Annotated in this window: 9 protein-coding genes and 2 pseudogenes; 1 reads left to right on the top strand and 10 read right to left on the bottom strand. The window is 41.1% G+C overall.

Annotated elements, in window-relative coordinates:
* Positions 1–12: 12 nt before the first annotated feature.
* The 4 genes and pseudogenes from ACKPCE_RS04825 to ACKPCE_RS04810 all read right to left on the bottom strand — a co-directional run.
* On the bottom strand, positions 13–4,269 hold the full coding sequence (locus ACKPCE_RS04825) for a hybrid sensor histidine kinase/response regulator (protein ID WP_319504393.1): 4,257 nt from the start codon (positions 4,267–4,269) through the stop codon (positions 13–15).
* Positions 4,270–4,375: 106 nt separating this feature from the next.
* Positions 4,376–4,690, bottom strand: coding sequence for an L-rhamnose mutarotase (rhaM, locus tag ACKPCE_RS04820; RefSeq protein WP_024996038.1), 315 nt, complete (start codon positions 4,688–4,690; stop codon positions 4,376–4,378).
* A 54-nt stretch (positions 4,691–4,744) separates the two neighbouring features.
* A pseudogene (locus ACKPCE_RS04815) lies at positions 4,745–6,076 on the bottom strand (glycoside hydrolase family 88/105 protein); the annotation flags it as partial.
* Positions 6,068–7,921: pseudogene (locus ACKPCE_RS04810) on the bottom strand (rhamnogalacturonan lyase); the annotation flags it as partial. The pseudogenes ACKPCE_RS04815 and ACKPCE_RS04810, both read right to left, overlap by 9 nt.
* Before the next feature lie 200 nt (positions 7,922–8,121).
* Between ACKPCE_RS04810 and ACKPCE_RS04805 the strand changes: the two are divergent.
* Positions 8,122–9,420, top strand: a complete 1,299-nt coding sequence (locus ACKPCE_RS04805) for a rhamnogalacturonidase (RefSeq protein WP_319504392.1) — start codon at positions 8,122–8,124, stop codon at positions 9,418–9,420.
* Between the two features lie 73 nt (positions 9,421–9,493).
* Here ACKPCE_RS04805 and ACKPCE_RS04800 read toward each other — a convergent pair whose 3' ends face one another.
* The 6 genes from ACKPCE_RS04800 to ACKPCE_RS04775 all read right to left on the bottom strand — a co-directional run bounded on the left by ACKPCE_RS04800 (position 9,494) and on the right by ACKPCE_RS04775 (position 22,189).
* Entirely contained in the window at positions 9,494–10,822 is a 1,329-nt protein-coding gene (locus ACKPCE_RS04800; RefSeq protein ID WP_319504391.1) for a GDSL-type esterase/lipase family protein, read from the bottom strand.
* 84 nt (positions 10,823–10,906) lie between these two features.
* Positions 10,907–12,301 (bottom strand): sulfatase-like hydrolase/transferase, encoded by a 1,395-nt coding sequence (locus ACKPCE_RS04795; RefSeq protein ID WP_319504390.1) that lies wholly within the window; start codon positions 12,299–12,301, stop codon positions 10,907–10,909.
* A 78-nt stretch (positions 12,302–12,379) separates the two neighbouring features.
* Positions 12,380–14,086 (bottom strand): RagB/SusD family nutrient uptake outer membrane protein, encoded by a 1,707-nt coding sequence (locus tag ACKPCE_RS04790; protein WP_319504389.1) that lies wholly within the window; start codon positions 14,084–14,086, stop codon positions 12,380–12,382.
* A 29-nt stretch (positions 14,087–14,115) separates the two neighbouring features.
* On the bottom strand, positions 14,116–16,971 hold the full coding sequence (locus ACKPCE_RS04785; RefSeq protein ID WP_319504388.1) for a SusC/RagA family TonB-linked outer membrane protein: 2,856 nt from the start codon (positions 16,969–16,971) through the stop codon (positions 14,116–14,118).
* 38 nt (positions 16,972–17,009) lie between these two features.
* The gene (locus tag ACKPCE_RS04780; protein WP_319504387.1) at positions 17,010–18,980 is read right to left on the bottom strand and encodes a RagB/SusD family nutrient uptake outer membrane protein; all 1,971 of its coding nucleotides are present in this window, start codon (positions 18,978–18,980) and stop codon (positions 17,010–17,012) included.
* A 17-nt stretch (positions 18,981–18,997) separates the two neighbouring features.
* Positions 18,998–22,189: a SusC/RagA family TonB-linked outer membrane protein gene (locus ACKPCE_RS04775; protein ID WP_319504386.1), complete on the bottom strand. Its 3,192-nt coding sequence runs from the start codon at positions 22,187–22,189 to the stop codon at positions 18,998–19,000.
* Between the last annotated feature and the right edge of the window lie 103 nt (positions 22,190–22,292).

Raw genomic sequence — 22,292 nt, 5'->3', positions numbered from 1 at the left:
AACTTTTTGGTCTTAGGCTTTGCCTTTCTGGTAAACGGAAGGTGCAACGCCAAACTGTGATTTAAAACACTTACTGAAGTAAAAAGGATCATCAATCCCCACTTTATATGACACTTCGGCCACAGTGAATTTACCACCTAATAGTAACTCGGCTGCCTTTTTCATGCGCATAATACGTATATATTCATTGGGAGAGTAGCCCGTAACTCCTTTCACCTTTTTATAAAAAACAGTGCGGCCTACATTCATCTGTGCGGCAAAATCATCGACCGAAAAGCGAGCGTGACACAGATTGTCTTCAAGCACGCGGTGAAGTTCGTCCACAAACTCCTTGTCGCGCTCCGACGCATAAATAGCTGAGCGGACAATTCCCGGTTCTTCTGAGAACTTGGCTTTCAACTTCTCACGCTGCTCCAGCAATTTAATAATACGAGCCAGCAGCAGTTTAATGCTGAATGGTTTGGACAGATACGCATCTGCTCCGCTCTCAATTCCTTCTAAATGATTTTCGGGAAGCGTAAGCGCTGTAAGCAAAATCACCGGAATGTGACTCGTGTCAAACTCAGACTTCAATTTGCGGGTTACTTCAAAGCCGTTCATGCCGGGCATCAGTACGTCGCACACTATCAGGCAAGGATCTTCGCTGCTCGCCATCTCAAATCCCGTCACTCCGTTGTCGGCCGTTACAACTTGGAAATAAGCGCCCAGCTCCTCTTTCAGGTATTTGCGCACATCCACATCGTCTTCAATCACCAATATTTTTTGTTGGTTCAATGGCAACGTAGTCGATGCAACGGCTTCGGCAACTGCCTGCTCACCATCGTCGGGTAAAACAGCCGTGTGCTGTTCACGCATCAGAGCATTATTGGGAATCAAGAAGTCTTTCCCCTCGTAAGAATCCGTCTTCAGGGGCAGACTGATCACAAACACCGAACCACCTCCTTCATTCTCTTCATACAAAATGCTACCCTTGTGCACTTGTACCAATTCATGAGTCAGATGAAGCCCTATGCCCACACTGTCTCCCGAGAAGTTGCTTTGCATAAACCGGTTAAACAGCTGATTCCGCTTCTCTTTCGGAATGCCGACGCCCGTATCACTTACTTTAATACGAAGTAGTCCGCTCTCTTCGTCAGCCATCACATGCAACGTAACCTTGCCCCCTTGAGGAGTATATTTAAATGCATTCGACAAGAGGTTGTACACCATCTTATCCAGTTTTCCTTTGTCGACAAACATTTTGTATCGGCTCACCGAGGGCGCAAATTGAAAGTCCATGTTCTTCGACTCTGCCATATCTCCAAAGCTCAGAAATATCTCATAAATCATGGCAACCACATCTGTCTCTTCCAACGAAAGTGCCAACTTATCATTCTGCATCTTCCTGAATTCAAGTAGTTGGTCAATAAGCCTCAACAAGCGGTTGGTACTTTTTTGCATGGTTTGCAACGGATGCGCCAACTCTTTGGTATTCACATCCAGCCGTTGAACACGCTCCAACGCACCCTGAATAAGCGTAAGCGGGGTACGAAACTCATGCGAAATATTGGTAAAAAACACCAGCTTGTATTCAGTCAGCTGTTTTTCAATTTCTATTTTATTGTGCAAACGGTTGAAGTTACGAGCAATGCGGAAAGCAAAGTAGGCAATGGTAATCAGCAAAATGGCATAAATAAGAAAAGCCCATGCGGAAAGATAAAAAGGCGGATCAACCACTATGTGCAAAGTAGCTATATCTTCATCCCAGATACCCGAACTGTTGCACGCTCTCACCTGAAGTTCGTACTCGCCGTAAGGCAGTTGTTTATAAGCAGCAAAATTCAGTGAAGAGGGTGCGCTCCAATCTTTATCATAATTCACCAAGCGATAGGAATATTTGGTTTGTCCGGCATCCGAATAGTTGAAAGATGAAAATTCAACGACAAAGGAATTCTGGCTGTGACTCAGTCTTATCTCCTTAGAATAAGGCATGGAAACAGTCAACGGAGAGTCTTTATCACTAGGCATCATGTTAATACCATTCACACTCAGGTTGGTAAACACCGGAGGGAACGAGGCATTATTGCGTTTCACCACGTTGGGATCAATAATAACAAAGCCGTGATTAGACCCAAAGAGTATGTTCCCGTTGCGACACACACAACTTGAATTCTCCGTATACACGTTTCCCTGCGAATAAGCAGAGAAGAAATAATTTTCGAATGTGCCCGATTCTGTTACAAACTTAGATACTCCATACTCCGTAGCCAACCATATATTTCCTTTTTTATCTTCTGCCATGGACTGTACCATGTCGTTCGACAGTCCGTCATGTGTTGAGTAGCACTTAAAGTTTAACGAACGATAATCACCTTTGACCTCACACATGCTGAAACCGGCACCGGCTGTACCGATCCACATACGACCTTTTGAACCCGGAAGGATACACCTTACTTCGTTACTCTTCAGCTTTCCGTTTACGTAATTATACAAATAATATTTTCCTGGATTTTGGATTAATGAATCGGGGTTAAACACATACACACCCTCACTGGTGCCCACCCACATCATTCCGTTCTTATCTTCGCAAATCACACGTATCTGCCGCTGTCCGTACGAACCGTTTAAGAAGTGTTTAAACCGATAACCCTTATCTGTTTTGATAGCCAAATCAAGTCCGCCGCCGAAAGTTCCTATCCACATACGGTCTTTTTTGTCCCTGTAGATACAGAATATATTGTCATTAGCCAAAGAAGAAGCATCACCATCCTGATGTTTGTACCACACATTGTCAATCATCAGTCCGTCGCCGCGGGTTCCCATCCATATCTTACCTTCGGCATCTTTGCGCATGGCGTAAATGTTTGAGTGAAAATCTTTCTTCACGTATTTCAACTGAAAGTTTTCATCGTATAAATAGAGTCCACCTTTACGGGTACCCATCCAAATAGTCCCATCGTCGAGCCGCGAAACCATGCGGATCGTATTAGAGCGATCGAGTAACGACTTGTCTTCGGGGAAATAACGGTAAGAGCCTTCATTGATAACCGATATACGCGATATGCCCGAAAACTCGGAACTCACCCAAACCTCGCCCGAACGATCTTCGGTAATATTAAGCAGATAGTCAGAAGCAATGTGGCTAAGCCCACCCATACCTGCCGTGAAATGATTCAACTCATCTTTGGTCGTGTCATAAGCGTACAGTCCGTTGCCGTAAGTTGAAATCCAAATAATGTTACGGGAGTCATGCACCACGTGATATCTTTCAAAGTCGATGTATCCCATCTTCTCGGCTGGAATAAGACGGAACTCTTTTATTGCCCCGTTTTCTGCCCGGATATACCAAACCCGGCCACTGTGGTTGTAAACCCAAAAGTTGTTTTTATTATCGAGTAGCACATTACCTGACTGAATGTCTTCACCGAAAAGTGCAGCCGCCGACTCCATCTTTTTGTTTTGGAAATGGAACGAGAAACAACCGGCCGAAGTCAGGATGATCCATTGGTTATTGAGTTGGAAGGTGCCCGAAATAACTATACCGGGAATCGTTCCATTAGCCAGAAGTTTAAGCCCTGCGCCATTTTTCTGAACAGTATACACCTTATTATCCGAAGTCAGGAAGTAAGGTTGTCCACCCGCATAAATCATTTGATAAAAAGCAATATCCCTATTCACGATTGTAGCACGATTACCCGTTACACGCGTCAGCCCTTTCTTGCTACCTATCCATAAAGTTCCCGGCTCTGCTTCATTTACAAATTGAACATCATCATCGGGTAATTTGCCGTTTGCCTTCGTAAAAGTCACGGAAGAAAAACCATTGTTGTAGGTAATATGCCTGCAGCCGTTACCTTCATGCCACAGCCACACATCACCATTGCTTGCAAACATTCTTTTGGAGTACTGCTGTTTATATTCCCCGTTTCCGGTAAAGTCTACGAAACAAGCTCTTTTCAAGTCGTAGCAACTAAACTGCTCCGAGGAAAAAGAAATCCAAAGAAAGCCTTTATTATCTTCAGCCATATCGAAAACCCGCCTGTCTAATAAAGAGACCGTATTGAAAGAGGAGGAAGGATAAAAAGAAAGAAAAGAATTTCCGTCGTAACGACTTAGTCCGTTGAGTGTGCCCAACCACATAAAGCCCTTGCTATCTTGTAATAAATATCGAACGGAATTATTAGGTAATCCATCGGCAATAGTCAATTGCTTAGATCGAATTTCAATAGATGCGGAAATAGTAGCCGCGAAAAGTGATAAGAAGAGAAGAGTTATCAGACTTTTTCTCATGTTCTCCAGGGTTTACAGATTACAATTACGAGGCAAAAATAGCAGAAAGTATGCTTATTCTTGCCTCGTAAGGGGAATTTTTCCGTAAACAAGCCCTAAAAACAGTCTACTCCATCCTAAAAACTTCTTTTAGCGGAATTGAGACGGGGGAATTATCGGGATTTGTCTCCATGATGTCTGCCATGTAAGCCCACCATTTTTGCACGATGGGGTTACTTCCCATATCTTGCGAGGACTCTTCACCTTGTACCTTTTGACTGGCAAATAAGATATTAGTGTCTTTATCCCAATAGATGGAATAATCGCAAACTCCATTTTCCGACAAAAGTTTTTTCAGTTCCGGCCAGATGGCGTTGTGCCTTTTTTCGTATTCGGCTTCACAACCCGGTTTCAAGAACATTTTAAATGCTTCTCTTTTCATTGTGTTTTTCTTTTTGTTAAGTAATTTATTTAACTTGATAATATAATCTGGATCCTATTCAACCGGCACACTGAAAATCGGTTCGTTCGTGGTTTGCTCCGTATGATAATATTGAACGGCACTATCGTTCATTTTAGGATGCTGCGTTCTTAATAAGTTTATCATTTCGGCGCCTGCCCAGAGTACCGGACCATAACCGTGCGCAGCGTACACATTCACCGGACGGTAATAATAGAAAGCCGGATCGAATCCCATGCCTGTTCCCACACAAGTACCTTCTACTTCTCCTTTGGTGTTGATCTTTGTAGAAACAGCATGCCAGCCTAGCTGTACAACCGGGCCATACGCCAACGCATCAATCCAACCTTTGTTGATGGCGTGTGCCAGACAGTAAACATAAATAGCGGTAGCCGATGTCTCTTCATAAGAGTCATTGCGATCGAGCAGCTGATGCCAAAAACCATCACCGCCCTGGCAGGCCGCCAGTCCGCGTATGTGTGCCTTGTATTGATTCATCACTTGTTCATAACCGGGGTGGTTAAGGGGCAATACATCCAATACTTCCGTCATGGTGAGTATCGCCCAGCCATTGGCTCTACCCCAGTGAAAGGCAGGATGATCACTCATCCCTTCAACCCAGCCGTGGCGATAGAGACCCTTTTCGGGTGCAAACATTCTTTTAGAGAATTGAAGAATTTGGCGAACAGCCTCATCGTAATACTTACTGTCTCCCGTTAACTTCCCCATTTGGGCAATAGCGGGAACAGACATAAACATGTCGTCGAGCCAAAGTGTGTTATGTTGTGGACGGTTTCTTGCAAAAGTTCCATCGGAAAGGCGGTATTCCTTATTCATGATATAGTCCATGTAATTATCAATCATGGGACGAAGATTCAACTTTTCATCGGTAAGTTCTGCCTTAATCATAGCTGCACACATGGCACCCGCATCGTCCAACGCATGTGGAGTTAGCATCTGTTTCATTTGTGCATCAATCACTCCGTAGTTACTCATCAACCGTTTGAATTGGGGCACAATTTCAGTAAAGAAACGAAAACGGCTCAATGTATAGGCTTTGTAACGGGCATCTCCCGTTGCATCACCGGCAGCCAACATCGCTGCATAGGTTACTCCCCATTCATAGCTGGCCAGTCGGAACAGTCCTCTTTCCAAGGTAGCATCACCATCCATTTCTTTGTAATCGGTTATCTGCTTACCCGTTTGTTTGTTAATGACTTTGGCCGGTGTTGACTCTTCTAAAAACTGCAATACGCGATCCATATCAGACTTAACCTCCTGAATAGAGAGTTCTCCGTAAGGCACTTTGTATTCAGGTGCTAATAAATGCAACGGAGAGTTCATGTCATTGGCTGCTTCTTTCTCTTTAAACTGATACCCGCGAAACAGCCCTTTCTTTATGTCGGGACCGAAATAAAATCCGGGTTGTGTGGGCTGGTTGTAAGCCACATTCTGTGTCGCTATGCTGATGCGGTAAACAGGATCTTCGAGGAAAGTATGGAACCGGTAATCGGTTGGCAAGGTTGACACGTAGAGGCGTAACGCCGAATTATCTTCTGTTCTGAGTAATACCTCCTCACGCCAGTCGCCCACCAAGTCGCCTTGAAGACAAGGGGTCGATTTGGTTCCGTTGTTTGACATCGCTCCCTCGAAAACAACCAAAGGAGAACACTTTTTAGTTTTCCAATCATACTTACTCACTACATTTTTATTCAGCATCTCACGAAGTAAATCACCGTCCCACCACACAGCCATATTAACCGGAAGCGTACGAATATCGGGATTTATGACCTCACCTTTCAAGTTACGGATACCGCCCGAAGCAAGAGACCACATCTCCACTCCCGGATTGGTTGGATCAATATCGGCTGCCATGGCACGTCCCACATCAATAGAACTCTTCACTTGCCACAAAACTTTTCCAGTAGCTGCGTCACGGAAAGAAGACCCATCCCGTTTGTTCTCGTGACAATCCCACACCTGTAATTTAGGATTGGACGGATCAAACTGAGTAAGGTGCATAGCGTCGCCGTGTCCCATGCCTGTAGAATAAAGCCCTTTACCGTTATGGTCAATGGCACACGAGCCATACATAATTTCATCACAACCATCTCCATCCACATCGCCCACACGCAAATTGTGGTTTCCTTGGCCCGCGTAGTTACTCCATTCGGGTTGATTGCTGTCGAACACCCATCGTTGCTTAAGTTCCTTTCCATTCCAGTCGAATGCAGCCAGCACCGTTCTGGTGTAGTATCCTCTGCACATTACAACACTGGGATGAACACCATCTAGGTAAGCCACACAAGCCAGATAACGATCGCTTCGGTTGGCATGATCATCGCCCCAACCCATCAAATCGCCTCTTTCAGGAACATAGTTTGTGGTATAAAGCGCCTCGCCAGTCGCCCCACTGAACACAGTAAGATACTCATTACCCGTTAATATTCTACCGCTTTCTGCCCGATAATCGGCCGCAGCATCTCCAATAACCTTTCCTTTTCCATCAACGGTACCGTCTGATGTTTTCATTACTACTTCAGCACGATGATCACCGTCGAAGTCAAATACCATAAATTGTGTGTAATGTGCTCCCGCCCGTATGTTTCGTCCCAGGTTTATACGCCACAAATGTTTGCCGTCCAAACGATAACAGTCGAACAATACCGGACCTGTATAGCCGTTGTGAGCATTATCATGTGCATTGGAAGGGTCCCACTTCAAAATAATTTCGTATTCGCCATCGCCATCAACGTCACCTATGCTTGCATCATTAGGTATATACGTATAGGTTTCTCCGAAAGGAGTAACCCCGCCTTGAGGACGATTCAGAGGAATATTCAGGTAGCCTGCCGGTGCATTGGTGGGCAACTTGTAACGTCCTTCGGGCAATGCCGTTTTAGTACTTTGAGAAACAGCTTTAATCGTGTAAACAGCCTCTGTAGTTTCTTCTCGATGATCATAAAAGCAAGTGCTTTCAGTCACCGGTTTTTGATTAATTTTCTTGCCGTTGCGATAAACATTAAAAGAAACATCGAGCGGATCGGCCGACAGATAACGCCAGCTTATAAAAACCGTTTTAGCATCTTGTCGAAGCGCCACTACGCCTCTACCCAATTTTTCACGTTGCATTTTACTGAAGTCGTAAGCCGGCTGTGCAAATCCAAGCCAGCAAACAAACAAAGCCAAAGTAGTTCCTATTAGTTTTTTCATTCTTATATATTATCAGTAAGATTAATTTGCTCAACAAAATTAGCCTTTTCAGTTGTACTTCTACCTATACGTCTGTACAATTGCATGTAAAAACGTGCAAGAGAAGGGTTACAAGTTGGCTTAAAGATTAATTTTATCTACTTTTGGTCAACGTACCATTCAGTGAAAAACAATTATTTATATACTAATATCATTAAACCATGAGAATCTTTACGTTATTGCTCACTGCGCTTCTATGCGTTCAACTCTTCGGCCAAGAAAAATTCCCCGACGGAACACCGATACCGGAATGGTTTCGTAAAAATGAAACAGTCAGAATAGATGCATTAGGAAAAAAGTATGTTCTTACCGATTATCGTGTATTGAACGACAGTACCTTGCTTCAAACTGAGAGAATCCAAGCAGTTATCGATCTGGCTCATCAAAATGGCGGCGGAGTGGTAGTGGTTCCCAAAGGTACCTTTCTAAGCGGAGCACTCTTCTTTAAACCTCAAACACACCTTTACCTGGAAGAAGGAGGAGTTCTTAAAGGAAGTGATGACATAAACAATTTCCCAATTCAAATGACCCGGATGGAGGGTCAGACATTGAAATATTTCACTGCATTAATCAATGCTGATAACTTGAAGGGATTTACCATATCGGGCAAAGGTACAATCAACGGTAACGGTTTACGTTATTGGAAATCATTCTGGTTACGCCGGGCTGTAAACCCAAAATGTACCAATATGGATGAACTGCGCCCCCGACTGGTTTACATTTCCAATTGCGACAATGTACAAATTGAAGGGGTACACTTAATGAATTCTCCATTTTGGACAACGCATTTATATAAAAGCAATCATGTAAAATTACTAAACCTGCGAATCACTTCACCCGAAGCACCGGTAAAGGCTCCTAGCACAGACGGCGTTGACATCGACGTATGCGCCAATGTGCTCATTAAGAACTGTTACATCTCAGTAAATGATGACGCTGTAGCATTAAAAGGTGGCAAAGGACCTTGGGCGGATAAAGATGAAAGCAACGGAGGCAATTATAACATCATCATCGAAGATTGCAATTATGGTTTCTGTCACAGTGCACTAACATTTGGTAGCGAATCAATATACGACCGTAACATTATTCTTCGTCGTTGCAAAGTGAACGAAGCGAATCGTTTGCTCTGGCTTAAGATGCGTCCTGATACGCCACAAAAATATGAATACATTTTAGTGGAAGACATTACCGGCAATGCCAACCATTTCTTATACATCAAGCCTTGGACACAATTCTTCGACTTGAAGGATCGTAAGGATATTCCTCTTTCATATTCTGATCACCTAACTATGCGTAACATTGATTTTGAATGCGAAACATTCTTTAATGTCAGTCCATCCGATCAATATGTGCTTACAAACTTCACTTTTGAAAACTTAACGATCAAAGCCCGAAAAGGCAACTATGACGCCCACTTTATCAAGCCTTTTACATGTAAGAATGTGAAGATAAACAAATAACAAAAAAAGAGCTGTCTGATAGCGAAAGTACAGACAGCTCTTTTCTTTAAAGCTATACTAAACTTTGTGGTAATTAAAAATCACCAGCCTGCTCAACCCAACGTTCAGCCATTTTTTGATGACCTGCAGGAGTCGGATGAATACCATCCCACAACCAATACGTGTTCGGCAATGCAGGATATTTATAATAAAGTTCATCAAATAACTGCTGATAATTAATAAATACCGCTCCGCAATCAGCCGCTATTTTTTCAACCACCTGACCTGCCTCCCGTATCAAACTATCACGTAGTGCAAAATCGGCCTTTGACTTCATGCCGCCCGAGTTAACAACAAAAGGAGAACAAAGAATCAATTTTAAATGTGGGTTCTGCTTCAGTGAGGCATCAATCAACGCCTTGTAATTGTTCCCCCAGCGTTCAAAATCAAAAGTTTTCTCCTTACTCCTCATAAACTGATCAATATCATTCGTCCCAATTAGAACAGATAACACATCGGGCGATTCTTTCAAAACATCTACTTCCCAACGTCCCTTCAGGTCTTCCAGCTTATGCCCACTAATACCACGATTCAAAAAGCGATACTCTCTTTCGGGATATAGTCCCTGATAATGCGCTGCACAGAGATACATGTAACCACTTCCAAAAATATGGTTCTGATCCCAATGATTACGTTCTGACGAAGGTTTTGCTCCGCCACCACCCCAATTCCCGTCAGTAATAGAGTCACCTATAAAGAGGATACGACTACCACTTTTTTTCTTTGTGATAGTCTTATAAACTTCATTGGCCAAGATAGCTGCACCTTCGGGATTAGGATGTATATCATCAGGAAATAACTCTTTTTTATTAGCCGTAGGCGAATGCAAATCAATCACTTCCAGACTTAATTTGCGAGCTACAGCATCAATCATAGGTATCACATCATGCACTATTATACTGTCATTTATACCCCATTTAATTGAATAAGCAGTGGCCGGGTAACACAGATACACTCGCGGATGAGAAGGAAGAGAGTGGAAAGCGTTTACCATCTGCTCCATATCAGATTGATACTCATTTTTATATTTCCAATTCTGAGGTTTGGTGTCATTCGTTCCCAGTTTTATGACCACTATATCGGGTTGATAATTCAGGGCATCTTGAAACTGCACTTCTTTCATATAGGGATGGTCACCCTTGTTTAAAAGCGTTCGAGCGCTGACACCAAAATTTTGTATTTCATAATCCTTGCCCAACATTCTTCCTAAAATACTGGGATAACTATGGTTGGCCCGATCTTTAATACCAGCCCCGAAAGTAATGCTATTGCCTATACAAGCAACTTTAATCTTCGTTTCCTGCGCCGATAGCCTCGTTAGGACAAACAATAAAAATAATAAAAGCGATAAAACCTTTTTCATAGTATAATAACTTTAGTGATTTTGCAAAAATACAAAAGAAGCAGATTAGCTTTACCTCATTATTAAATATTTTAATTCAGCGTACTATTCATTCGGCAGAGGCCAGTTTGGTGAAGGAGTACGCATTTTATTCATTTCTTGTTCAAACTCCTTTACTATTTCAGGATGATCCTGAGCTAAATTCATTGATTCTGTCATATCCTTGCTTATATGATAAAGCTCCAAAGGTGCGTCTTTCTTGACGGAGACAACCTTCCAGTCACCTCTTCTTGCCGCCCGTTGCTTTCCGGTAAACTCCCAATACAACAACCTATTATTAGTTTCAACCTGATGCCCATAAAATAAAGGAAGTATGTTCATTCCATTTATTCTTTGAGGAAGCTTATCCGTTGCCCGGGCTAAATTAGCCAATGTAGGCATCACATCCGGAAAATAAATCAGGTTATTAAGTTCCTGCACTTTTACCTTACCGGGTTGATTCACAATAAAGGGAACTCTAATGCCTCCCTCGTACAGCTGTCCTTTTCTTCCTCTTAATGAACCGTTGCATTTGAGTTCTGCCAGAGGAGCTTGTACAGCTGCGCCATTGTCGGATGCAAAAACAATTAGCGTATTATCGCGTATTCCCAATTGCTCCAGTTCATTAATTAACCTGCCAATGGCTCTATCCATGTGTGTAATAAGTGAAGCGTAACGTTTGGTATTGCCTTCCCATGCTTTGTCATCATACCAGCTTGTCTCATCAATCACATAAGGTTCGTGAGGTGCATCATAGGCAAGATACAGAAAGAAAGGGTTTTCTTTATTCCGGCGAATAAAATGAATAGCATCTTCTGTAGATATATCAGTATTGTGCTTAATATGCTGATCATTTTTATTTTCCTCAATATTCTCCAATTGCGAATTATTGAAGCGCCAATAAGGATAATAATAAGGATCGTTCGAGTAAGGTGTACTTATCAACCACCCGTAAAACTCTTGAAAGCCTCTGTTTAGAGGAGTCGCTTCGGGGTTAAAGCCATCCAGATGCCATTTGTTCACTAAACAGGTTTTATATCCTGCCGCGCTAAGCACGGTAGCGATGGTAGTGTCATTGGGCAACAGATGCATTCTGCGAATCATATTTTGTCCCTTTAAACCTTCTATGCCGCCTGCTTCACAAAAATTATCACGGATAGTTGTATTACCCGTATTCTTACCGGTCATCAATGCACATCGGGAAGGAGAGCTAATAGCTGAACCGGCATAGCACTGTGTAAAACGAGTTCCTGTCTGAGCCAACTTGTCAATATGGGGCGTTTTAATGTCTTTATTGCCATAGCATGATAAATCCCCATAACCCATGTCGTCTGCCAAAATAAAAATAATATTAGGACGCTCAGCTTCTTTCTTCTCATTTGCATCATGTGCCTCAGCATTTACAGAGGCAGAGCCTAATAATGTAAATGAAAAAGCGCTCCATATATAACTATGTTTCATATTATTACTTAGTGTTTATATAAAAAGGAGTTAAAACAGATTCATTTTAACTCCTTTTATTCATTTAAATAAATCTAACTACTCCCAGCCAGGGTTTTGAGTTAAATTGGGATTCTTCATTCTCTCTGATTGTGGAATTGGGAATAAGTACATCTTATCATCCCAGCTCCTGTTTACAATTTTACGAGTATAAGTAAACGTCCCATCATCGTTCTTTGTAATCTTCATTTGAACGATACTCTTCAGCTTATCACCTTCTTTCCATCTTCTAATATCCCAAAAGCGATGTCCTTCGAATGCAAGCTCTACCATGCGTTCATTTTCATATTTTTTCCAAAAGTCCTCACTACTAAGACCTGCTGATAGTAACGGCATTTTCACATCAGCACGATTACGAATCATATTTACCGCCTCACGGGCAGACAGAGGAAACTCTGGAGATGTAGCATCTGCCGAACCCAAATATTTGAATACAGCCTCCGCATAATTTAAATAAAATTCTCCTAAACGATAAGTGATCCAAGTGTGACGTTTGGTATTAGTTTTACCAGCTGTTAAGTTAACAGAAGCATCACAATATTTCTTCAAGTAATATCCTGTAGGAGTTGCTCCAGTAATAGGCTCACCATTGGATCCTCCATAGTAAGTTTGTAGTGCCAGTGTATTATAAGTAGGCCATTTGGTATCACCATTTTTAGCAATAGTCAATTCAAAACGAGGATCACGCCCTACGTATGGTTTGGTGGGATCATAACCGCTACCTGTTTCGTTCCACAATTTGCCTGTCGCTTTCATTTCATAAGCGTCAACTAAAGTTTGAGTAGGGCAATTTCCTGATTTTCCTCCTTCAACACCAATTGGAAAGTTATATCCTTCCAATGTATTTGTTGCATCCGGATACATTCTACGCATAAAGATCATTTCATCTTTTGTCCAGTTTGTTTCACCCCACAGCTCTGAATATTTAACAAGATATTTTTTATAAACTACGGCAGAGTCCAAGACTGCTTTATTTGCCAACGCAGCTTTTTTCCATAGTTCTTTAGAATCAGTTGTATTAAATAGGGGGCTGGCAGCATAAAGAGCTGCACGAGCTTTCAATGCTAAAACGGTTAATCGATTTGCTCTGGCTGTTTCAGGAGTACTCAATGCCAATGATCCCAATGCCGTATAGTCAGCAATAATTTTATTTGTTATATCATCACATTCCGATTCAATAAATTTAAAAATATCTTCAGAAGAAGCACGAGTTAGTTTATTCACTTCCTGAGTAGTCGGTACATGAGTAACCAGAGGAACACCTCCATATTGACGTACCAGATTAAAATAGAAATAGGCTCTTAAAAACCTTGCTTCATGAGCATAGTTATTATAGCTATTCATTTTAGCATCATAATCTTGATTCAATTCCAACTCAGGGAAAGTCAGCCCTTGGAATCCATCAAGATAATGATTACACATTTGAATGGCGGCATAACTGTTTGTCCAAGTGCTTTCTTTGGCATTTGCAGGACTCCATGAACCATTGTAAAAATCACACACTGCATTTGAATTGTATGCGTATTCGGCCTCATCACAAGCAGATGCTAGCATTCCTCCTGAGTAGCTTTGGCCAAAATCATAATCTAATTTGGTATAAATGTTCGTTATCAGCCCACTAACATTATCATAGGAAAGTTCCATATAATCTTTGCCATAATTTGTGTATTCGCGATAATCCATTTTATCACAAGAGGCTACTGTTAACACACAAACGGCACAGCTAATTATCGTTTTAAATTTCATAATTCATTCAAATTAATTTGTTCTACAAATTAAAACTCCACGGCCAGTCCAGCCAACACACTTCTTGTTAAAGGGCTAGTAGCTCCATAAGATTCAGGATCGGCAATTTTTATGTGATCAAAGCAAAGTAAATCAGTACCTCTCACATATACTTTTGCACCTTTCATAATCTTTGTCTTACTCAACAATGACGCTGGCAATTTATAATAAAGTTCAACCGTACGTAGTTTCAGAAAAGAACGATCTTCTACCCAAACACTGTTATTTTGGTAGTTATTCTCGTTGCTCTGAGATGTCAGACGAGGATATTTTGCGTTCATATTATTCTCCGTCCATCTGTTATCATAATAATGCTGAGAAATAGTTGTATTATTAATCAAGGGCCAATAGACACTTTTTGTGTTCAGGATAGCAGAATAATTACCTGTTCCTTGGAACAAAGCGTTAAAGCCAACACCTTTCCACTCAGCGCCCAATCGGAATGAATAATAAATTTCAGGAACCACATTACTGTAAGCTAAATCACATTTATCATTTTCATCAATCTTTTGGTCTCCATTAATATCTTGGTATTTAATATCTCCGGGTTTAACCGTTCCAAACTGTTGAACCGGACTGGCATCAATATCGGCCTGATCTTTAAAGAAACCAATAGCTTTCAATCCATAAATTTGATTTAGAGCGTTACCCGTTTGCTTCAAGTTTGAATACAGACGAGGTTCCTCCATCATTTCTATTACCTTGTTTTTGTTATATGTAAAATTTGCACCTATATTAAAAGCTACTTCACCAATATTTTTAGTATAATCGGCACCCACTTCAACTCCCCAGCTATCAACAATTCCTCCATTTTCAAAAGGAGCAGTAAACCCTAATACAGAAGAATATTGTCCACTTGAAGATACCCAAATATCACTACGACGTTGGTAATAACCATCAATCATCAGATTTAATCCATTAAAGAGGCTAGCATCAACACCAAAGTTATATTTATAGGCCTTTTCATGCGTAGAATTTAATGAGGCTAAACGGCCTAGAGTCCAACTGCTTGTTCCTACAGAATAACCGGTATCAAAGGGGTAGTATGATCCTCCTGTATAAACTTGTTCCCAATAACCTTCCTGTTCTGTATCATCGCTAATAGGAAGTTTGTCAACATTGATAATTCCAAATGATGCCCTAACTTTCAAGAAATCAATGAAAGAAATATCCTTCATAAAATCTTCCTTGCTCATTACCCATGCCGCAGATATGGTGGGAGAGTAAGCCCATTTATGTCCCGGAGCCAATTTGTTGGACTGCGAAGCAACCAAAGTCACGTCAGCATAATAACGAGCTTTGTATCCATAATGGGCATACAAAGATGCATTCTGACGATACCAAGTGTGATTTAATCCTTTGGTGTTTCTATATTCGTAATCCCATTTCAGTTGAGAGTAAAGACTGTGATCACCAAAATTATTTGTGTAATCCACGCTACCGGCCAAATTAAGAGCTCTATTCCATCCAATGATGTTAGATTCTGTTCCCATACCCGTATCTGCTCCACCTTTATAGTATTGAGTAGTAGTGGGTTCACCGTTCGCCCAACCTGTTACCGCATTACTGCCATAGACAAAAGTTTTTGAATGATTTTCCCAATAATTGGAAATATTATCATAAGCCATAAGAACATGTGCTCTCAAGCCTGGAGTAATAGAAGATAAATCTTGAGACAGTTTCATATCAGCAAACAAAGAATAGTTATGCCCTTTTGAGTAAGCAGCAGCTTGCGACATCGCTACCGGATTACTAGTTCCAGGCCAGATAGAGCTACCGCCCCATGTTCCATCTTCCAATCTAGCAGGTATTGCCGCTGAAGGTAAGGAATAGATCATATTCCATAAGTCTGTATTTTTTTTCGAATCGCTATCCTCGTTATGCCCAGGAACTCTTGATTCGCTTAAAGTACCCAACAGATTAACAATCAGCTTCGTTTTAGGGGTCAAATCAATATCCAAATTTGTTCTCAAATTAGCTTTTGAGTACATATCTTGGGTAGAGTATCCATCATTCATATTAGGATTAGCAATAAAACCGCTGTTATTAGTGAGATTTGCCAAAGCATAGTAACGGAATTTACTACCTCCCCCACGAAAGCTTACATTGTAGATGTTAGAAGCGCCGGTATCTTTAAAAGTCTCCTTTACCCAATCAACATTAGGATACAGATAAGGATATTTACCTGAACGAAAGGCGTTTAATTCATCATCAGAATAACGAATAGCCTGTCCATCATTCTTCAAAGCCTCATTTATTGCATTCCCATACGTGTATGCGTCAGCAAATTTGGGGCGTCTGGCTTGCCAGTTGATTACATGATCATAAGAAACATTTATTTCTTTTGAATTGTATTTTCCACGTTTTGTAACTACATGCAAAACACCATTGATACCTTTGTAACCATACAGAGCAACTGCTGCCGCATCTTTCAATATAGTAACTGATTCAACCTCCTCAGGGGTAATAAAATCAAGGTCACGTTCAATACCATCAACCAAAATAAGAGGATTGCTACCCGACAAGCTTTGAAGGCCTCTAATATACAATGCCGAACTTTGCTTGGTGTATGAACCCGACTCTTGCAAAGCAGTAAGCCCCAAGCCTTGGCCATACAGAGAAGTGGTCACGTTTTTGGCCCCTCTTTTATTAATCTGATCTCCATAAATGATGGAAGCAGATGAAGTTGATTCTTCTAATCTTTGGGTACTATTATAACCAACGTGAACAGGTTGATTGGAAAAAGATGTTGATTTCCCCAAAATACTATCATTAGCCTCCTGTGCAAATCCTTGCAAACTAACAACAGCAAGAAATGCTGGAATAATTATATTCTTTTTTTTCATAATAACTTTCAATTTACAAATTGAATACAGTTTTCTCATCACCATCCGGGATTTTGTATCAACCCGTATCCTTTATTTACTTCTGTCTGAGGGAATGGTGACAGATACCACTTCGGATCAAATCCGTTGGTCCACCAATAACGTGTTGGAGCTGAAATTTCAAATCTTTCGTATTCAAACGTAGTAGGCATTTCAGCACCATTTTTCCTATCTCCATTATACCAAGCTGTTTTAACTCTGTTGCCAGATGCATCCAAACGGTAAATGCGAAGTCCATGCAATTGCTTTTCAAAACGATCCTTCATTTTATAGCGAATCATATCAAAGAAACGACAGTCCTCCATGCCTAATTCACAAACACGCTCCCGAAGTATTTCCTGAAGTAATGCACTCTTATCTGACTTCAGATTCTTGGTAGGGTTGCATTCTGCAAGCCCGCCTAAGCCAACACGCGAACGTACAACATCTACTTGTTTGATTGCACCAGCCAAATCACCAGTCTGCAAAAGAGCTTCAGCATAAGTAAGATACATTTCCGAGAGTCTCAAATAAGGCCATTCCGTATATTGACGGAGCATATCATCTCCCATCAGGAACTTAATAGGTGCATAACCTGTTCCATAAGCTCCCGATTGAGTTTCAGGTCTCAACTGAGCATCTGTACCGCCAACCCACATTTCAAAACTTTGACCACTCATGTTACCAGTTGTCCAATCGAGTGTTTTCTGTTGTCCATTAACAATGGCTTCTTCATACAAACGAGGGTCGCGAGTAAGTGTTATGTTTCCTTTTGCAACGGTACCAGTAAGAAACATTTGGTCCAATTTGCCATCAGCTGCCGTTTTATCCCAATCAAAAGGAGTACCATCAGCCCACGGGAACATTTCAACGTATTCCTGAGTTGGACAATAAGAAGTTCGCTGTACACTCATCAAAGGATCACTCCATTGGTGCCAGCTATAATAACCCGATTTGAAAGCATCAGTAGTTGTGACACTAACTCTCAATAAAATCTCGCTACTACCCATAGTCGCATACCCTTTACGATATGCCAATCTGTAATCTTGCGGACGAACTCCCGTAGCCTGAACTAACTCATAGCGTCCATTCTTGTTCAGTTCAGTAAAGAACTCGGCACACGCATCCTTACAGCGCGTCCAAAGCTCAGGCTTATAAGCACCATACCACACTGCCGAATTATTGGTTCCATCTGTATGATAGGGTTCTGTATCATTAAAAAGTGGAGAAGCAGCAAACAGTAATATTCTACATTTCAGAGCCATTGCTGCTGCCTTGGTCCAGTGACCTTCTTCATTAGATGCTTCACTCTCATCTACATTCCAAGGTAAAGAAGCTGCTGCTTCATCAAGTAAACCTACCATAAAATTAACAGTTTCCTCCACGCTTCCTCGCGGCATAGCGTAAGAAGCATCTGTCCCACTGAAAGAAGCTTTAATAATAGGTATTCCACCGTAATGCCTGAACGTATCAAAATAGCGGGCTGCAATAATGCATTTCGCTTCAGCTTTAATTGATAGCTTTTCTTCGTCGCTTAATCCGGGAACCCCGTCAACGTTCTCTATCAATAACCATCCTGCACGAACTGCCTGCCAAACCCTATTGGTTATATAATGCCATTTGTCGGCAAGACGACCATAACCTGCTGTGTGAGAACCTGAATAATAACGGTTATACATAGCTGAACCCGACCAATTGGCATGCCAACAATCAGATAAAATTTCACATTTTCCCACATAAGGGTTATTTGCTTCCGGAAAATCTCCCGAACCATTATAATATGGTAGTCCATAATATTGGTAAGAATACAAACTCGTTAAGAATTGACGAGTATATTCTGCATTATTGAACACAGTATCTTTTGTTACGCTACCTCCGGGAGCTTTCTCAAGGAAAGCATCACCAAATTTCACATCATCCACGCATGAAAACAAAGCGCTTATTGACATGCAGGTAGCCATTACGAGTATCGATTTATTTCTTATTTTCATCGTCATAGCATTTTAAATTAAAAACCAAGCTTCAGACTTAAAGAATAGGTCTTGGTCAACGGATAAGTAGGTGAGCCTGTAGCTCTCGACTCCGGATCGCCCCACATATAATCTGAGATAGTAAGAAGATTATAACCACTAAGTGCCAACTGGCAAGTATTTAGTTTCATTTTCTTCATGAAAGGGAAGTTGAAGTTATAGGCAACTTGCAAGCTCTTCAAGCGAAGATAACTAGCATCTTTTTCATATAAAGTTGATGCTGCATAATTGTTTGTGGCATTAACCCAAGTTGCCCTAGGATAAGCTGCACTTTGAGAAGGATTCTCAGCATTCCACGTATTGTCCACATGATACTGCAACAAACCTCCTTGGTTATTTGTGCTGCCACTTACAAACGGACGACGGAACAAATCATCAATCACTCGAGATACATTCCATGCACCCGTCCATTGAAGTGATACATCAAAGTTCTTCCAGCTGAATCCCATATTGATACCGGCAAGATATTCAGGGTCATCGGTATAACCAAACTCTCTTGACATATCATTCGTATCAATCTTTCCGTTGTTATCAAGATCCACATACACGCAATCTCCATTTTGCAATGTTTGCAGCTGAGTTGGGAATTCTTGTCCAAAGACCTCTTTATAACGCTGAGGCGTATTCTCATTATAATACTCAAAGAATTTATACAACGAACGCGCGCCGATGCGATGTCCTTTTGCATATTGATATGCGTTATTCAGTGGAGCCTCTTTTTGTTCCACAATTTCGTTTTGGTTATAAGAAAGGTTTAATCCCAAATAATATCTAAAATCTTTCCCTATATTATCGTTCCATTTCAAAGACACTTCCCATCCCCAACTGTCAACAATACCAAGATTTGCAGGAGGTAAAGTGAATCCTAATACGCTTGGAGCTGTACCATCTGACAACAAGATGTCTTTACGATGTTCTTTATAATAATCGAATCCTGTTTTTAGGCGGTCATTCAAAAGGCTAAAATCAACACCATAGTTCTGCTTGAAGGCTTTCTCCCAGGTAACATCGGCATTGTTTCTTGCTTGTTCATAGGCACCTTTGCTAATAGTTCCGTTATTAATACCAAAGAAATAGCCATATCCCAATCGGTTAGGAGCTGTTTCATTGTTTATACCATAGGGATCCGGTTGATACATAAATCGAGAACCACCTATTTTATCATTACCAACAAGTCCCATTGATACACGGAACTTCATATAGTTAATAATGGGTTTTATTGGTTTCCAAAAATCTTCTTCACTGATAACCCATCCAATAGAGCCAGCGGGGAACGTACCAAAACGTTTATCGGGTGCAAAATTTTCAGATCCGTTATATCCAATGTTGAATTCAACCATATAACGGCTTTTCCAATCATAGGTAGCACGGCCTACTAAACCTACATATCCTGCGGGAATATCTGAGTATGTACTAGGATAATATATTTTTGATTGGTTATACAGTACAAGCCCGGAAACATGGTGTTCACCAAACGTACGATCGTAATTAAATCCGGTTTCCATGTACCAGTTACGGGCTTTGCCACTCTCCTCTTCTTTGTAACTAACCTGAGAGTTTTCTCCACTTTTTTTATAAGCAATAGAGCCGTCACTTCTCAAAACAGGAGTATAAGTAGCAATACTTGCTACACCATTTTTATAATTTGTAAAGCTACCGTTATAAGAGCCTTTCACTTTAAATGAAAGGCCTTTGGTTACAAAATCAAGTTTTTGGTTCAGAATAATATCCGAAGTCAACTTGTTTACGCTTGTACTCATAAAGCCGCCACCGTAATAAGTCATACCCGATCCTCCTACGAAAGGCAAACCATATTCTGTAGTAGTATAAACCATCTTTCCGTCCACTAACCCCGGACTAGAGAAAGGAGTAGCCCAATACATATTTTTCAGCATACCTTCGGAACCTTGTCCGGTATAAGGTTTATAAGAGTTATCAACACTACCTCCTAAGTTCAAAGAGATAGTAGTCGACTTAGTAACATCAATATCTAAGTTTGAACGGTAGTTAAACCTATTATACTGGTAACTTAAGTCGTATGGCAGATCAAATTGCTTAAACAAACCATTCTGAGTGTATGCGCCAGCCGAGATAAAATAACGCACAGACTGTGTTCCACCAGTTATATTAATATTGTGTTGTGTTTGAATAGCAGCATCTTTCAAACAGTATTCTACCCAATCAGTATCAGGGAAACGAATCGGGTCCGAATGATCTTTGAATTTCTGAATCACCTCATCAGAAAACATAGGAGCTGCATTGGGATCATCATTCTTCTGCATTTTATTGTAGAATAACGCATAATCATAAGCATTTGCTTTATCAATAGTCTCGGTAGGAGTTATAATACTAGCTGAAGTTGTAATTGATATTTTTGCTTTCCCTTCCTGACCGCGTTTGGTTGTAATTAAAACAACCCCATTAGCTCCACGTACACCAAAAACGGCTGTAGCCGAGGCATCTTTCAATACAGTGATACTCTCAATTTCATTAGGGTCAATTTCATTAAAGCTTCTTTCCACTCCGTCAACCTGAATTAAAGGCCCTGAATCTCTCCATGTTGCTTGCCCACGTACAAAAATAGTAGCAGCATCTTTACCCGGTTCACCAGAGTACTGTACTGTAGTAAGCCCAGTCAACTGACCCGACAGCATATTTGATACGGAGCCGGTAGGTGTCTTTGTTAGTTCGCCTCCTTTTACACTGGAAATGGCTCCCGTTACAGTAACCTTTTTCTGAGCACCGTAAGCAACGATTTCTACTTCGCCTAATGCTAGAGCACTTTCTTCCAGAATAACTTTCATGTTGTTCTTTGCCTCAACCGTCTTTGTGTCGTAACCGATAAAAGAGATTACTAATTTGCTTCCGGCAGGAACTGTTAGTTTAAAGACTCCATCCAAATCAGTTATCGTACCAATGGTTCCACCGCTCACCTTTACGTTAGCTCCGATGATAGGCTCTCCTTTTGAGTCCTCAACAACACCACTAATGCTAATATTTCTTTGTTGCTGAACAGCATCTACTGAAGCCTTCACCACTTGAGGAAACCCAAACAGCGAAAAGAAAAGAATAAAGCAGAATAAGGAAGCTGGAAATTTATGCATTCCTTTTAATAGCCACCGAGGCATCCCGGGGTAACACAACAGACTTAGTTTTCTTCTGTCTTTCATACCATAGTTATTAAGTTAAACAATGTTTTTAATATGATTTATGCAAATATTTATTTGTCGGTTTGTTCACACATCCTTGTATGTAACGCCATATTAAATAGTG

It is taken from the genome of Bacteroides graminisolvens (genome assembly GCF_963666085.1).
GTDB lineage: Bacteria > Bacteroidota > Bacteroidia > Bacteroidales > Bacteroidaceae > Bacteroides > Bacteroides graminisolvens.
Note: the sequence above shows the minus strand (reverse complement) of the source record. Positions and strands in the feature narration are given on the sequence as shown.